The organism is Lentzea flava (assembly GCF_014648475.1).
Lineage (GTDB): Bacteria > Actinomycetota > Actinomycetes > Mycobacteriales > Pseudonocardiaceae > Lentzea > Lentzea flava.
On record NZ_BMRE01000072.1, the window covers coordinates 18,783 to 32,970 of the forward strand.

Consider the following 14,188-nt stretch of genomic DNA (forward strand, 5'->3'; position numbering starts at 1 on the left):
TTCAGGCGTCCGAAACCCCGGCCAGCTCCCGAACGAGTGAACGCAGCTCCAGCAGGCTGATCGTGCCCTCCGGTTCCAGCTGCGCGGTCTCCACGCGCCGCAACCGCTCCCCCGCCAGGCGTTCGCCGAGAGTGACGTCCAGCGGCAGGAACGTCATCGTCTGCCGCTGCTGGTCGGTCAGCTCCGCGAGCGCCGGGTGGTAGACCGCCACGTCCACGACGTCACCGTCCACCTGGGCCACGACGCGGTAGTCGCCCAGCCGCATCTTGACCTCGCCGAGGTTGACGACGACCTCGGTCGGGTCCGGCACCGGCGGCACCGAGTCGTGGAACTCCCACACCATGTCCGACGGCGGCGCGGCCTTGATCCACGCGTCGGTGTACGGACGCAGCCGCGGATCCTCCTGGCCCGTGATCACCAGCGCGTACATCGCCATGTGGCCCTGTTCGAGCGAGAACATCAGGTCCGGGTGCAAGGCGTTGACGAGATCCCTCAGCTCGTCGGAGACCCTGTGCGGTTCGCCGTCGCCGAGCGCCGCGCTCACCACCGGCACGAGCTCGAACCACCGCTCCCAGAAGCGCTGCGCGGCCTCCTCCGCGTTCGGCAGGTGTGCGGGGACGACGTCTTCGGCTTTGCGGCGGCGGAACCACTTCATGATGTTCAAGCGTAGAGCTTGCGGCCGTCGGCCAGCATGTCGACGAACTGGGCGATGCGCTTCGCGCGCGTCTCTGCCCTCTTCGCGTCGTGGATGCGCAGCAGAATCGCGTACCGGTTCTGGCTGTTCAGCCCCTCGAACGCCTTGGCGGCGGCGGGGTTCGCCTTCAGGGCCGCGGTGAGATCATCGGGTACCTCGATCGTCGCCGGACCCGCGTAGGCGGCCTCCCAGCGGCCGTCCGCCTTCGCCTTCTCGACCTCGGCGAGCCCGGCCGGCAGCATCCGACCGGCCGCGATCAGCTGCTCGACCTTGGCGCAGTTGCGCTTGGACCACCTGCTGCGCGGCTTCCTCGGCGTCCACCGCTGCGAGTAGTACGTCTCGTCGATGGACCGCACGAGCCCGTCGATCCACCCGTGGCACAGCGCGATGTCCAGCGCCTCGTCGTAGGTGATCGTCTTGAGCCCCGAGCCCTTCTTGGCGTACTTGATCCACAGCTCGGTCTCGGTGGAGCCGTTCTCGTGCAACCAGGCGTCGAACTGCGCGGGATCGGAGAAGAAGATCAACGCACCCTCCTCAGGCAGAGCGTCATCTCCTCATAGGGAACACCGAGTTCGGCGTCCGCGGGGCAACTTTCGTCGGCAATGCCGACGACCTGCACGTTCACCCGCGGTGCCGCGCAGTCGAACTTGGCCACCACCGACCGCTGGAGGTCCTCGGTGTCGAGCTCGAAGCAGTCACCCCTGCGGGCGTTGGGCAGCAGGCACAGCGCCGCGTTGTGCCTGGTGTCCCGCAACACCTTGTACTCGCCGCGCGGGCACTGCCCCGACGTCTTGTCCAGCACGGTCCCGATCCTCAACGCGGCCCTGTCGCCAGCGCAGTCGATCACCGTCAGGCCCAGGTCGTCCTCGCCCGGCCCGGCGAACTTCACGCAGGTGCCCTTCTGCGCCTTCGAATAGTCCGTGAGGAACAGGGCTTCGGGTGCCGCGGGCGCGGGTTCGTCCTCGCTGCTGAACAACCACCACAGAACTCCGTACGCCAGCACGGCGAGTACACACACCATCACGGTCTGTCGGACGGCCACGCTGCGGATTATGGCGGCGAAAACCCGGTGGCGCGCGGCGACCGGATTGGCCACAGTGCGCGTCATGCTGATCCGGCGGGAGACACCCGCAGACATAGACGCCATCCGCACCGTCACGAACCTCGCGTTCAAGGACGGGCCCGAGGCCGGGCTGATCGACCAGCTGCGGGAGGACGAGGGCTGGATCCCCGAGTTGTCGCTCGTCGCGGACGGGGTGATCGGCCACGTCGTGTGCACTCGCGGGTACATCGGCGAGGTGCCGGTTCTGGGGCTCGGGCCGATCAGCGTGCACCCCGATCATCAGCGCGCCGGCGTGGGCAAGGCGCTGATGCACGCCGTTCTCGGGGCGGCTGAGGCTCTCGGGGAGCCCGCGGTGATCCTGCTCGGCAGCCCCGGCTACTACTCGCGGTTCGGGTTCCGGATGGCCGCGGAGTTCGGGATCACGCCACCGGTCGCCGAGTGGGAGCCCTACTTCCAGGCGCGCCTCTTCCGCGAGGTTCCTGGTGGGGCGTTCCGGTACGCGGAGCCGTTCAACCGGCTTTGAGCACGGTGCCGTCGGCTTTGCGGGCGTAGACCGTGCCGTCCGGTTGGGCGGACACGGTGTCGATGAAACGGCTGTCGCCCAAAGGTTCCCACTTCGTGCCGAGGCGGTGTGCGCGGCCGCCGATCAACGAGTAGACGTCGATCGTCCCATCAGGACGGAGCACCGCTTCGGGGGAGGCTTCCAGGCCTTGGGCGATCTCGCGCCAGGCACCGCGCTCGCTGACCACGAGCGTGGTGCCGGAACGGACGTACACGGTCACCGATCCGTCCGGGTGCGCGACCGCCGACGGCTTGCCCGCCGCGAACCCCGGCGGGCTCAACGGGATCGATCCGGATTGGCGGGCCCCCTGGGGGGAGCCACCCCCCATCCCAATCATCGCAAAGGGGTCTGACAGTTTCGCCACGCTGCCGTCGACGAGCACCGCGTACAGGTCGACCGTCCCATCCGGACGGAGAACGGCCTCGGGATCGCCAGCCACACCGGAGGCCACCGGTTGCCACGCCCCGTCGGCCAGCGCCAAGACCTCGCCGCGAACGGTCCGCGCGAACACGAACCGGCCGGCCACCGACGGCCGTCCGACGAAGTCACCCGACGTGCTCAGCCGCGTCCGGCCGGCCCAGACGTCCCCGTCCTCCACCACGTGCGTGACACCGCCGACGACCTCCGGCCCGCCCTGCCAGGCCTGCCGCAGCATCGACTCGGCCCGCGGCAGAGCCTGGTCGTACCGCTGCGGGCAGCACGACCGCTGCACCGCGTCCGCGAGCAACCCCGGCGTGAGGTCCGGCCGGTCCACCTCCACCGCGTACTCGAAGAACCGGCGCGCGGCGTAGGCCACGTCCATGATCTGCGAAGGCGTTCCCCAGCCCATCGACGGCCGCTGCTGGAACACGCCCAGCGAGTCGGCGTCCCCGCAGTCCAGGTTGTTCATGTGCGACTCGACCCACCCTGCCTCGAACCCGGCGAGCAGCACCTTGTCGCCGACCTCCAGCGACAGCCCCGTCTCGAGGACGGTCCGGATCACCTCGGCGTCGTGCGAGGACGGCACGCGGCAAGAGGTGTTCAGCGGCAGGGCGTGAGCCGTACCGGCTGTCAGCAGCAAAAACACCAGCGCGAGCCTGAGCACAAGTCCTAATTGGACACCCAGGCCCGCGCCGGCGCCACTCAGCCGTTCGCGATCAGCGAGAAGCCGAGCACCCCCGTCGCCGTGAAGTCGATGGCGGGTTCGGAGCTCGGCCAGGACCGCAGGTCGTCCGCGAACACGGACTTCGCGGAGTCGAACTCCTTGGTGTAGGGCTTGGTGCAGTCCACGGAACCCGGCGGCATCTCACCGAGGTCGTCGAACAGCGTGGCGTCGTTCGGGCCGTTGATCACGGCGCCGACGAGCACCTTCGAGCCGCCGTTGGACGAGCCGGAGAGGTTCGCGGCCTGGTGGTGCGGGCACTCAGGGAACTTCGAGCCGACGCCGACGATCAGCGTGGTGCCCCAGGCGTTCGTGCCGAGGGCGAAGCCGCGCTGCTGCGTGCCGAACGTCTCGTACTTCCTGTCGCCGGTCAGCTTCTGGTACAGCGCGGCCGTGGTGATGAAGCCGAACGTGCGCGAGCCGACGTCCCAGGTCTCGACGTTGGCCGCGGTGCGGAACGGAGAGCTCTGCGCCGCGTCCGCGCCCTTCTGCAGCTGGCGCCGGATGTCGCCGACGATCTGCGCCTCGGTCACCTCGGCGCCGGGCACGCCCGCCTTCAGCAGCTTCGCGAGGTCGGCGTGGCCGAGCGCGGAGATGTTGTAGACGTTCAGCGTGTCGGGGTCCTGCGTCGCCAGGAACTCCTTGGCCCAGTGGGTCGCGGCCTGCGCGAACTGGGTGTACCGCTTGTCGTTCAACGCCTTCGCGGCCAGCGCGAGCTGGGTCGCGCCGAACTCCATGTCGTCGGTCCACGACGCTTCGGGGTAGTAGGCGTGCGGGAACGCCGTCACGAGCTCGCCGACGTCGGACGTCTTGGCCAGTGCGAAGAGCGAAGCGGCCTTGTTCAGGTACTCGCAGGCGAGGCGCGGGTTGCGGCGGGCCTCGATCTGCGCGGCCAGCGCGAACGAACCGGCGACGCGGCCCACCAGGTTCGGGCTGATCTTCTCGCCGGCCTTGTTCGCGCGGAACACCGGGCGGTACTTGATGTAGTATTCGCTGTCGCCCGGCTTGACGTTCAGCTTGTCGTCGGCCTCCGGCAGGCGCCACACGTCGTGGTCACCGACGAAGCCGAACTTCTCGGAGCCGGTGCCGATGCCGACCTGGGCGTAGAGGGTGCCGGTCTTCTCGTCCCACGCCTTGTCGAGCCACTTGAGGCCGAACTTGGCCTCCTCGTAGAGCGCGTCGTTGTGCTTGTTGCGCAACGCCAGCAGCATCGACGCGGTCGAGTACGACGAGGCGTGGGTGAACTTCACGAAGTCACCCGCGTCGAACCAGCCGCCCTCGAGGTCGACCTTCACCCCCGTGGGCTTGAGCGGCGCCGCGATCTGGTCGCCACCCTCACCCTCGAACACCGGCTCCTCGTACACCATCGCTTCGCGGTCGGTGAGGTGCGCGGGCTTGCGGTTCAACCGCCCCGGGATGACGTCGGCACCGTCGCGCTGCGCCTGGAAGAACTCGACGGTGTTGCCGGCGACGGGCTGGAACAGCCGGTTCAGCGTGTCGATCTTGAACGGGGCGGAGGTCGCCGAGCCGACCTTGATCCGGTACGTCCCCGCGGCTTTGAGCGCGGAGAAGTCGATCGGGTGCACCGCGGGGAACTTGTCGCTCCACGAGCCCGTGGAGGCGCCCGTTTTGCCGGTCAGCACGGTCCTGCCGCGACTGTCGACGACCGTGAACTTGGTGTTCGCCGCGCCACCGAGCACGTACGCGTGCTTCGCCTCGGTGATCCCGAAACCGACCTGGTCCAGCCGGATGTACTTGGCGGGGGCCGCCTGAGCAGGCGCCACGACCACACCTGTGAGCACTGCGGCGACGAGAGCCGCACGTCTGATGCGCATGTTCGGAACTCCCGGTCCAGGCCGCGGCGGTGGCCTTCGGTTAAGAAAGTTTCCTAATAGTTCGCAGCAGACTAGCCGCACAAACCGGACATCACCAGCCCTCAGGCGGTTCCAAAAAGGCCGAGGAGAGATCACGGGTCAGCGACAGCGCGCGCTTCACCCAGCTCGACGTCGCACCCGCCAGGCCGCACGTCGGAGTGGGCAACGCCTTCTCGGCGAGAATCGACCGCGGAAAGCCCAGCCGGTCGGCCAGGATGAAGGCCCTCTGCCCGACGTCCTTCAACGTGACCGGCGTGCCGGGGTCGACGCTCGGCACCAGACCCAACGCCAGCGTCGTGCCCGCCTCCCACGTCTCACCGATCTCGTCGAGGGCGTCCGCACCTTTGACCAAGGTCGCGTCGAACGCGATCGCCTTCACGCCGGCCTCCCTGAGCAGCTTCAACGGCGGCTGCGGCGCGCAGCAGTGGACCACGACCTCGTGGTCCTTCAACGCGTCGATCACGGTGGCGAGCACGGCGCGCGCGTCCGGTTCGGGCACGGCGGGCACGGTGCCGAGCTTCGACGGCGTCGGCAGCAGGCCCTGCAGCACGGCGGGCAGACCCGGTTCGTCGAGCTGCACCACCACGTTCGCCCCGGTGCGCTTGGCGACCTCGGCGGCGTGCTGCTTCAGCCCTTCGGCGAGCGACTCGGAGAACTCCTTCACCGCACCGTGGTCCGTCAACACGCGATGGCCGCGCATCAGCTCGATGTTCGACATCAACGTCCACGGCCCAGCGGCCTGCACCTTGATCGTCTCGGGCTGCGCACCCGCCCGTTCCAACGCCTCGTCGAACGCGTCCAGGTCGCCGCGCAGCAGATCGACGGCGCGGCGGTGGTCACGGCCGGGCCGCGCGGTGACGCGGTAGCCGGACGTGATGACCTCGATCGCGAGGTCGACGAGCAGGCCGGCGGTGCGGCCGATCATGTCCGCGCCGACACCCCGCGCCGGCAGCTCCGGCACGTGCGGCAGCTCCGGCAGCTCGCCGACGACGATTCGAGCCGCCTCGTCGATGTCGGTTCCGGGCAGCGATCCGATTCCAGTGGCTCCACGCACCCGCCGAATTGTTCCACTGTCCGGCAGACCGAAGAGGTCTAGACCCATTGACGCTATGGTCTAGGCCACTTACCGTGATTGAGCAGGTGCTCAGCGTGTGAGCGCCTCCCTGCACGTGGTGCAGGAACGCGACGCGCCCCGTGTTCCTGCACCACTCCCTTCCACCCCTGCCGGAAGGAACACCCGATGGCCCGCTTCGCCCTCTTCGCCGCCGGGGCCGCCACCGCACTCGTGGCCGGACTCGTCGCCATCGCCCCCGCCTCGGCCGCCGGCGACTCCGCCACGTTCAGCCAGGACTCCACCTGGAGCTCCGGCTACCAGGGCAAGTACACGATCACGGCGGGCACCACCGCGCTGACCGGCTGGAAGCTCGAGTTCGACCTCGCCGGCGCGTCCGTCGGCTCCTACTGGGACGCCACGCTGACCAGCAGCGGCGACCACCACACGTTCACCAACCGCGAGTACAACGGCAACGTCGCGGCCGGTGCGTCGACGAGCTTCGGCTTCCTCGTGAGCGGCTCCGCGGTGCCGGCCAACTGCAAGCTCAACGGTGTCCCGTGCGGCGGTGGCACGCCAACCACCACCACTCCGCCTTCCACCACAACGACTTCTGACGTGCCGCCAACGCCCGGTAGCGCGCGCGTCGCGCCGTACATCGACATCACGATGCCGACGCCGTCGCTGGTCGACGTGGCCACCGCGACGGGCCAGAAGGTCTTCACGCTGGCCTTCGCCCTGGGCTCCTCGTCGGGCTGCGCGCCCGCCTGGGGCGGCACGGTCCCGTTGAACGACAGCCGGATCATCAACGACGTCAACGCCCTGAAGGCACGCGGCGGCAGCGTGATCGTCGCAACCGGCGGCGCGATGGGTCCGTACCTCGAACACGTCTGCTCCAGCGCGGACGCGCTGTACAACGCCTACGTCGCCGTGCTGGACGCGGTGGGGTCGAACAGCATCGACGTGGACGTGGAAGCGACGATCCCGCAGGCGATGGTGAACACGGCTCTCAAGCGCCTGCAGGACACCCGCGGCACCACCGTCAGCTACACGATGCGCATCCAGGGCCAGGACTACGGCATGGACCCGTACTCCGTGCAGGTCCTGCAGGACGCGGCGGCTCGCGGCGTCACCGTGCTGGTGAACCCGATGCTGATGAACTTCGGCTACACGGGCAACTGGGGCGACGCGATGGTCGCCGCCGCCAACGCGACTCTCGGCCAGATGCGCACCATCTGGCCGTCGAAGTCCGACGCACAGCTGAAGGCGTTGCTCGGCCTCACGCCGATGATCGGCCGCAACGACACCGGGATGACGACGACTCAGGCTGACGCGCGCAAGGTTCTCGACTACGCGAAGGCCAACCACGTCGGACGGGTCGCGTTCTGGTCCGCCGGACGTGACAACGGGTCGTGTCCCGGCGGCGGGGTTTCGCCGACGTGCAGCGGAATCTCGCAGTCCAACTGGGAGTTCACCAACCTCTTCAAGGGCTACACGGGCTGACGCGGTAGCTGAACCGGGTGAATGGGAGAGGAGCGGCTAACAGCGCACCCCGGGCCACCGACCACCTGATCGGACGTGGACTTTCACCGTGACCCACTACAGGAGAGTCCCGTGATCAGATTCGCTCGAAGGTCCATCGCCGTCGTCTGCGTCGTCCTGTCCGCAGGTCTTGGGGCGGTTCCCGCCGCCCAGGCCGCACCACACTGGAAGATCCGGTCGTGCCACTTCGGCCTGCACGCGTACTGGCTGCCGAAGCAGGTCACGCCCGGCATCTTCATCAGCTGCACCACCACCGCGGACCGGAACCAGCAGATCAACGACGCGATGGAGAGCGGTAGCCCGACCCGGATCGCCAACGCGCTGCACGCAGGCCTGCGGCAGAACGCGGACACGTTCCTCACGCCGGAATCGCCGTGCGAACCCGGACAGGAGGCGGCGATGGACGACGCCTACGCGAGGTGCGTCGGCTGACCCCGTCCCACCGGGCGAAGGCCGGCGCGGAGGATTCCGCGCCGGCCTTCTCATTCGTCCTGACCTCTAACAGCTGCTGCAGCACCCGCAGCCAGGACCCGTGCAACCGCCGCAGCAAGAACATCCACCCACGATGACCACCTCCGGTGTTGAGCGATCAAGCGTTCGGACAGTAAGGCGCGGTCAACGCGACGTGACACCACCTTCAGAGTGATTACAGTGCACGAATGAATGGTCCTGCCGAGATGCTCGCCGCCGACAAGGCGTCCAACGCGCTGGGCATCGAGCCCGTCGAACTGCGCGACGGCTACGCGTTGCTGCGCATGACGGTCACCGAGCTGATGATCAACGGTCACGGCATCGCGCACGGCGGGTACGTCTTCCTGCTGGCGGACACGGCGTTCGCCTGCGCCTGCAACAGGGCCGGGTCCGTCACCGTCGCCGCCACGGCCGAGATCGACTTCATCCGGCCCGCCCAGGAGGGCGACGAGCTGGTGGCGGAGGCGGTGGAACGGACCCGGTTCGGCCGCAGCGGGATCTACGACATCACGGTCAGGCGAGGGACCGAGATCGTGGCTGAGTTCCGCGGCCGGTCGCGGACGCTGCGCTCCGGAGACCGATGAACTGCAGGACCGCGAACCCGATCACGGCGAGCCCCTGGGCGAGGACCAGCACGGTGCCCACACCGGTGAGCGGGAACCACTTCAGCTCGGCCGTGAGAATGCTGTCCGCGCCCCACACCAGGTTGCCGATGATGATCAGCAGAACGATTCGGCGGTCCGGGTTGGCGCGCGTTCCCAGGGTGAACACGCCCGCGCCGTAAAAGACGCAGAAAAGGCCGAGGCCGATCTGCCACCCCACCGGCATGCCGACTTCCGGGCGGATCAGCACGGTCAGCAGGCCGAGGGCGAACGAAGCGACACCGTCGAGTTTCAAGGCGAATTTCAACATGGCCTGACGATCGCCCGGTCAACGCTGCCAGAACCACGTCAAGCGCTGCCAACTCCTGCCATCAGGTCGGCCGCCACCAGGCGCGCGGCGGCGTTCTGCCAGTTGTGGAGGGTGCGCTCGGGCACCTGGGTCACGAACCACTGCAGCGCGCGGCGGTCCTCGGCGTCGAGGTCCTCGCGCTTGGTCCGCACCGAATACGGGCGGATTCCCTTGACGTAGTAGAAGTACAGGGCGTTGTAGTAACGCCATTCGTCGCTCGTGCCGAAATCGCCGTCGGTCGGCTTGAGCCGTTGAATGCTCGTGAGCAGCATGCTTTTCAGCTGCGCGGCCCGGTCGAGCGGCGGCGCTTCCTCGGTGAGAGCGATCAACGGGCTCGCGACGAGCTTTCCGAGATCTCCGTAGTGGCTCAGCGCCTTGCGGGTGAGCCGCGCGAACTCCGCGGGGTCTTCGGTGACCAGCGGCCCGCGCTTCGGCAACGACTCCGCGGCCTCGCGGAGCTCGGCGCGTTCGGCTGCCACGGCGGGCACGGCGAGCCGGTCGACCGCGGCCGCGAGCGGGTTCGCGAGCACCTGCACGGCGATCGCGGCCGCCACCGTCGTGTGGACGAGCAGCTGCGGGCCGCCGAACAGCACGACCTGCGACCCGAACAGCACGGCGGTGAACCCGGCGATCACCAGCGACCGGACCATGTCCGCGCGGATCGCCTCGCCCTCCTCGACCGCGTCCGTGACCGCGACCAGGATGCCGAACACCACCACGTCGAAGCCGAGCGACGGCAGCGTGATCGCGTCCGGCAGCAGCCCCAGCAGGAACGCGCCAGCGGACAGGCCGAACATCACTCCGACGAGTGAAAAGTAAGTGCGTTTCCTTATGGCTAGGGCGGTCGCCACGGCCAGTGGCAGCAGCACGATCCACGGCAGCCAGAGCGACACGGCGAAGAACGGCACCACCGCGAAGATCCACCACCGGATCAGCGCCGGACGACTCAACAGCACGATTGCGCCCGTCCAGGCCAGCGCGGGTAGGCCGACCAGCACGGGATGTGGCACCACGATCACCGCCGCATAGCTGATCAGCCCGGCGCCCGCCCACCACAACAGCGGCTTGCGGGGATCGCGGGCGAGCAGGTACAGCCCCAGCCACCAGGCGAGGCCGGAGACCAGCAGCGATAGGCCGAACACGGGTCAAAGCTAGCCCCACCTGCAAAACTAATCTTCATGCCGGTCGAGCTGACGCTCCACAAAGCGGCCGAGGAGTTGCACCGAGGCGACCTCGCCAGCGTGCTTCGCGCACGTCAGCGGGTCGCCGGGCTCGTCGGTACCTACCCGCACCGGCTGGATCTGCGCGAACGCCTCGCCGAGGTCTACCGCGTGCTGGGCGAGCCCGCCCAGGCCGGCCGCTGGACCTACCTCTCCGACGATCGCGATCCCGAGGAAACCCTGGCGTTCGAACGCGCCTACCGCCGCGCCGCGGCCCGCCTGGTCGCGATGTCGTGGCAGGGCCGCGTCGACGAGGCACCGACCGAGACCGCCCGCGCCCGGCTCGCGTCGCTGTACCTGGAGGCGCGGATCGAGCTCCAGCACGAGCTCGACGCCACACCGCACGAGGAGACCTCCTGGGGCGCCTGCCTGATCGTCATGGTCGGCGGCACGTTCGTCCTCGTGTGTTTCCTGCTGGGCATCGTGACTCTCGCCCAGTTCCTGTGGAAGCTGGTCACATGAGAACGCTGTCGCAGTACGTCCGCCGCACTCCGGCCATGCACGTGTCCGTCGACGGGCGACCACTCGTGTTCAAACTGGAGCACCTCCAGCTCACCGGCTCGTTCAAGATCCGCGGCGCGGTCAACACGCTGCTGTCGCTACAGGCCTCCGAGATCGTGACCGCGTCCGGAGGCAACCACGGCATCGCCGTCGCCCAGGCCGCCCAGCTGCTCGGCGCCCACGCCACCGTCTTCGTCCCGGTGACCGCGCCCGAGTCGAAGACCGCGCGCATCGAAGCGCTCGGCGCCAAGCTGATCCGCCACGGCAACACCTACGCCGAGGCCGCCGAGGCCGCCCGCGAGTTCGGCCTGACCTACATCGAGGCGTACAACGACCTCACCGTGATCGAGGGCCAGTCGACGGTCACGCGGGAGATCGTCGAGGACGTGCCAGAAGTGGACACCATCGCCGTCGCGGTCGGTGGCGGCGGCCTGATCGCGGGTGCGGCGCTGGCTTCCGGCGGACGGCGCGTCATCGCGGTCGAACCCGAGAACTGCTGCGCGATGCACAACGCGCTGGCCGCCGGTGAGCCGGTCGATTCGTCCGTGAACTCCGTTGCCGCGGACGCGCTCGGTGCGACCCGTGCCGGATCGTTGTCGCTGGAAATCCTGCAGCGGCACGGGGTTTCGTCGGTGCTGGTGTCCGATGAGGAGATTCTCGCCGCGCGCGACCGGCTGTGGGGCGAGTTCCGGCTCGCGGTGGAGCCCGCGGGTGCGGTGGCGTTCGCGGCGTCCCTCAGGGGCGAGGTGCCGGGCGCACTGCCGTGCGTGATCCTGTGCGGCGCGAACAGCGAGTGGATTCCGCGCTAAAGATTCCGCGCAGAACGCCGATACCCGTAGAGCCGTCGGGGAAACGATCAAGATGAAGGAGCACCCCATTGCCGTCCGCGGCACAACGGCTCTGCCGGGACGTCGTCGCAGATCCGCACGCACCGCTGGTCGCGGCCGTCGCAGGTCCCGGTGGCTGCGGTAAGACCGCGACGCTGGACACCCTCGCCCGCATCTACCGCGACGCCGGCGTCCCGGTGGCGCGCGAGTACACAGAGGACACTTCCGCCGCACTGCTGGTCGACGACGCGCACGCGCTCGACGACGACACGCTCGACCGGCTCCGCAGACTGGCCGTCGCCCGCGCGCACCGCCTGGTCGTCGCCTACCGGCCATGGCCGCGGCCACCCGCGCTCAGCGCGTTGGGCGCGGTGCTGAGCCGGTGCCGGCTGCCGGTCGTGCTCGGCAGGCTGGACCGGGCCTCGGTGGCCGCTCGCGCGCAGGACGTGCTCGGCCACCCGCCCTCCGACGCGCTCACCGACTTCCTGTTCGAGCAGACCAACGGCGTTCCGTCGCTGGTGGACCGGTTCGTCGCCGCGCTGCACGAGACCGGCAGGCTGACCGGCGGCCGGCTCGCCGGTCCCGCGACGATCCCGGACGGGCTGATCGAGCAGTTCCGGCACGACCTCGACTGCCTCGACGAGCAGGTGCGTGACGTGCTGTTCGCCAAGGCGGCCGGGATCGACGTGTGCGCGGACGAGGGCGCGTTCGCGACCGGACTGCTCACCGACACCGGCGACCTGGTTCCACTGGCACGTCAGGCCATCCTCAGCCTCGCGCCGACCACGCCGGCCCGGCTGATGCCCGCTCGTCAGGCGGAGGCCGCGGCGCTCGCGGGTGATCTCGACACCGCGTTGCGGTTCACCGACCAGGTGATCGGAGATCCACGGGCGCCCGATCGTCCACGCGCGGTGATGGTCGCGGCAGCGGTGCTCGCACGCAGGGGCATGCTCGCGCGCGGCGCGGATCTCTACCGGTGGCTGGGCGCGAAGGCGTTGGGAGAGCACGCCCTGGCGATGGTGCCCGCGTTGCTCGGCACCGGTGCGCTCACCGACGCGCGGCAGGTGCTCGCTTCGACGGTCACCGGGCCGACGTTGCTCGCCGGGGCGCAGCACCTGACGGCACAAGGACTTCTCGACACGATCACCAGCACCCCCGCCGCCGCGCTGTCCCGGCTGGCCCGTGCCGCCGCGCTGCTCGAACCGGTGGGACAGACCGCTCTGCTCGTCGACGACCCGGCGGCGCTGACCGCGATCGTGGCGCTCCACTGTGGAGAGTTCTCGGTCGGCGAGTCGGTGCTGGGCGGGCATCTCTCGCCCCGGCACCAGCTCCTGCGCGCCTGGATCGCCCTGCGCCAAGGCAACCTCACCTGCGCCCGCACCCTGCTCGACACCGGCGACCTGCTCGAACCGCGGGACGAACTGTTCGCCGCCGCGCTCGCCGTCGCGATCGCCAGACGCAGTGGTGACGTGGCGGCGCTGACCCACTCGTGGACTCGCGCACGGGAGGCCGTGCTGCACCACACGACGGACCTCTACATGCTGCTGCCGTTGGGAGAACTGGCGATCGCCGCGGCCAGGGTCGGCGAGTCCGCGTGGCTGGCCGCGCATCTGGCCGACGCGGAGCGACTGCTCGACGACCTGGGCCGCCCGGCGTTCTGGACGGCGCCACTGCACTGGGCTCGCCTGCAGGCTGCCATCGTCGCCGAGTCACCGCCGGAGGCGGGCAAGCACGCCGCCGCCCTGGTCCGGTTCGCGGGCACGCACCCGGCGCTGGCCGACGCGGCACGGGCGTGGCTGCGGGTGCTGGCAGGTGACGTCGACGTCGCGGTGGTCGAGCGGGCGTCCCGCGGCCTGTGGGCGGCCGGACAGGCCTGGGAGGGCGCGCGGCTGGCAGGGCAGGCCGCCATCCGCTGCCGCGACCGGGCCGCGATGAGCACGCTGCTCGCGTTCGCTCGTGAACTGACCCCTGTGGACACACCCGCGCAGGCCCAGACGGCGACCGAACTCCTCGGCACGCCGCTCAGCGGCCGCGAGCGCGAGGTGGCGGAGCTGGTCGTCAGCGGACTGACGTACAAGCAGATCGGCGAACGACTCTTCATCTCCGCCAAGACCGTCGAGCACCACGTGGCCAAGATGCGGCGCCGCCTCGGCTGTGCGACCCGCAGCGAGCTCCTCACCCAGCTCCGCACCCTGCTGATGGCGTGATGAACGGCGCTTTCGCCCACCTCACGTGGACCTGGTGTTTTAACCAGGAGGCGCTTGGGTTTTGACATGGGCACGGCCACCGCT

Annotated in this window: 15 protein-coding genes; 7 read left to right on the forward strand and 8 right to left on the reverse strand. The window is 69.4% G+C overall.

Annotation, left to right across the window (positions count from 1 at the left end):
* Window position 1 precedes the first annotated feature (1 nt).
* Genes IEZ09_RS41550 through IEZ09_RS41560 form a run of 3 tightly spaced genes read right to left on the reverse strand, consistent with a single transcriptional unit; the run spans window position 2 to window position 1,736 of the window.
* Window positions 2-655 carry a hypothetical protein gene (locus IEZ09_RS41550; protein ID WP_189259351.1) on the reverse strand — a complete coding sequence of 218 codons (654 nt, stop codon included), beginning with the start codon at window positions 653-655 and terminating at the stop codon, window positions 2-4.
* Between the two features lie 5 nt (window positions 656-660).
* The gene (locus IEZ09_RS41555) at window positions 661-1,218 is read right to left on the reverse strand and encodes a YdeI/OmpD-associated family protein (RefSeq protein ID WP_189259352.1); all 558 of its coding nucleotides are present in this window, start codon (window positions 1,216-1,218) and stop codon (window positions 661-663) included.
* Window positions 1,215-1,736, reverse strand: coding sequence for an LppU/SCO3897 family protein (locus IEZ09_RS41560; protein ID WP_189259353.1), 522 nt, complete (start codon window positions 1,734-1,736; stop codon window positions 1,215-1,217). The genes IEZ09_RS41555 and IEZ09_RS41560 overlap by 4 nt, the downstream gene beginning before the upstream one ends.
* Before the next feature lie 64 nt (window positions 1,737-1,800).
* Between IEZ09_RS41560 and IEZ09_RS41565 the strand changes: the two genes are divergently transcribed.
* Window positions 1,801-2,280 (forward strand): GNAT family N-acetyltransferase, encoded by a 480-nt coding sequence (locus IEZ09_RS41565; RefSeq protein ID WP_189259354.1) that lies wholly within the window; start codon window positions 1,801-1,803, stop codon window positions 2,278-2,280.
* On the opposite strand, the gene IEZ09_RS41570 is transcribed toward IEZ09_RS41565, so the two are convergent.
* From IEZ09_RS41570 to IEZ09_RS41580, 3 genes are all read right to left on the reverse strand, one after another.
* Window positions 2,267-3,385, reverse strand: a complete 1,119-nt coding sequence (locus tag IEZ09_RS41570; protein WP_189259355.1) for a PLL family lectin — start codon at window positions 3,383-3,385, stop codon at window positions 2,267-2,269. The genes IEZ09_RS41565 and IEZ09_RS41570 overlap by 14 nt on opposite strands.
* A 56-nt stretch (window positions 3,386-3,441) precedes the next feature.
* Entirely contained in the window at window positions 3,442-5,295 is a 1,854-nt protein-coding gene (locus IEZ09_RS41575; protein ID WP_189259356.1) for a glycoside hydrolase family 9 protein, read from the reverse strand.
* A 91-nt stretch (window positions 5,296-5,386) separates the two neighbouring features.
* Window positions 5,387-6,436, reverse strand: a complete 1,050-nt coding sequence (locus IEZ09_RS41580) for a methionine synthase (protein WP_189259357.1) — start codon at window positions 6,434-6,436, stop codon at window positions 5,387-5,389.
* Window positions 6,437-6,574: 138 nt separating this feature from the next.
* Here IEZ09_RS41580 and IEZ09_RS41585 point away from each other — a divergent pair, with 138 nt between their 5' ends.
* From IEZ09_RS41585 to paaI, 3 genes are all read left to right on the forward strand, one after another.
* A complete protein-coding gene (locus tag IEZ09_RS41585; RefSeq protein WP_189259358.1) occupies window positions 6,575-7,888 on the forward strand; it encodes a cellulose binding domain-containing protein in 1,314 nt (437 codons plus the stop codon).
* A gap of 111 nt (window positions 7,889-7,999) precedes the next feature.
* Window positions 8,000-8,359: a hypothetical protein gene (locus IEZ09_RS41590; RefSeq protein ID WP_189259359.1), complete on the forward strand. Its 360-nt coding sequence runs from the start codon at window positions 8,000-8,002 to the stop codon at window positions 8,357-8,359.
* A 227-nt stretch (window positions 8,360-8,586) separates the two neighbouring features.
* Complete coding sequence (gene paaI, locus IEZ09_RS41595) at window positions 8,587-8,982, forward strand: hydroxyphenylacetyl-CoA thioesterase PaaI (protein WP_189259360.1); 396 nt, start codon at window positions 8,587-8,589, stop codon at window positions 8,980-8,982.
* On the opposite strand, the gene IEZ09_RS41600 is transcribed toward paaI, so the two are convergent.
* Both IEZ09_RS41600 and IEZ09_RS41605 read right to left on the reverse strand, forming a co-directional pair.
* On the reverse strand, window positions 8,912-9,310 hold the full coding sequence (locus tag IEZ09_RS41600; RefSeq protein ID WP_189259361.1) for a hypothetical protein: 399 nt from the start codon (window positions 9,308-9,310) through the stop codon (window positions 8,912-8,914). The two genes, paaI and IEZ09_RS41600, sit on opposite strands and share 71 nt — an antisense overlap.
* A 38-nt stretch (window positions 9,311-9,348) precedes the next feature.
* A complete protein-coding gene (locus IEZ09_RS41605) occupies window positions 9,349-10,491 on the reverse strand; it encodes a hypothetical protein (protein WP_189259362.1) in 1,143 nt (380 codons plus the stop codon).
* A gap of 36 nt (window positions 10,492-10,527) precedes the next feature.
* Between IEZ09_RS41605 and IEZ09_RS41610 the strand changes: the two genes are divergently transcribed.
* The 3 genes from IEZ09_RS41610 to IEZ09_RS41620 all read left to right on the forward strand — a co-directional run bounded on the left by IEZ09_RS41610 (window position 10,528) and on the right by IEZ09_RS41620 (window position 14,104).
* On the forward strand, window positions 10,528-11,031 hold the full coding sequence (locus tag IEZ09_RS41610; RefSeq protein WP_189259363.1) for a DUF6584 family protein: 504 nt from the start codon (window positions 10,528-10,530) through the stop codon (window positions 11,029-11,031).
* Window positions 11,028-11,879: a serine/threonine dehydratase gene (locus tag IEZ09_RS41615; protein ID WP_189259364.1), complete on the forward strand. Its 852-nt coding sequence runs from the start codon at window positions 11,028-11,030 to the stop codon at window positions 11,877-11,879. Before IEZ09_RS41610 ends, IEZ09_RS41615 begins: the two co-directional genes overlap by 4 nt.
* Window positions 11,880-11,947: 68 nt before the next feature.
* Window positions 11,948-14,104 (forward strand): helix-turn-helix transcriptional regulator, encoded by a 2,157-nt coding sequence (locus IEZ09_RS41620; RefSeq protein ID WP_189259365.1) that lies wholly within the window; start codon window positions 11,948-11,950, stop codon window positions 14,102-14,104.
* Window positions 14,105-14,188 lie beyond the last annotated feature (84 nt).

What these genes read in the sequence shown, in the direction of transcription:
- IEZ09_RS41615 (WP_189259364.1), top strand. Translation starts at nt 11,028, where the DNA reads ATGAGAACGCTGTCGCAGTACGTCCGCCGCACTCCGGCCATGCACGTG.
- IEZ09_RS41550 (WP_189259351.1), bottom strand. Translation starts at nt 655, where the DNA reads ATGAAGTGGTTCCGCCGCCGCAAAGCCGAAGACGTCGTCCCCGCACAC.
- IEZ09_RS41565 (WP_189259354.1), top strand. Translation starts at nt 1,801, where the DNA reads ATGCTGATCCGGCGGGAGACACCCGCAGACATAGACGCCATCCGCACC.
- IEZ09_RS41585 (WP_189259358.1), top strand. Translation starts at nt 6,575, where the DNA reads ATGGCCCGCTTCGCCCTCTTCGCCGCCGGGGCCGCCACCGCACTCGTG.
- paaI (WP_189259360.1), top strand. Translation starts at nt 8,587, where the DNA reads ATGAATGGTCCTGCCGAGATGCTCGCCGCCGACAAGGCGTCCAACGCG.
- IEZ09_RS41580 (WP_189259357.1), bottom strand. Translation starts at nt 6,436, where the DNA reads ATGGGTCTAGACCTCTTCGGTCTGCCGGACAGTGGAACAATTCGGCGG.
- IEZ09_RS41600 (WP_189259361.1), bottom strand. Translation starts at nt 9,310, where the DNA reads ATGTTGAAATTCGCCTTGAAACTCGACGGTGTCGCTTCGTTCGCCCTC.
- IEZ09_RS41575 (WP_189259356.1), bottom strand. Translation starts at nt 5,295, where the DNA reads ATGCGCATCAGACGTGCGGCTCTCGTCGCCGCAGTGCTCACAGGTGTG.
- IEZ09_RS41610 (WP_189259363.1), top strand. Translation starts at nt 10,528, where the DNA reads ATGCCGGTCGAGCTGACGCTCCACAAAGCGGCCGAGGAGTTGCACCGA.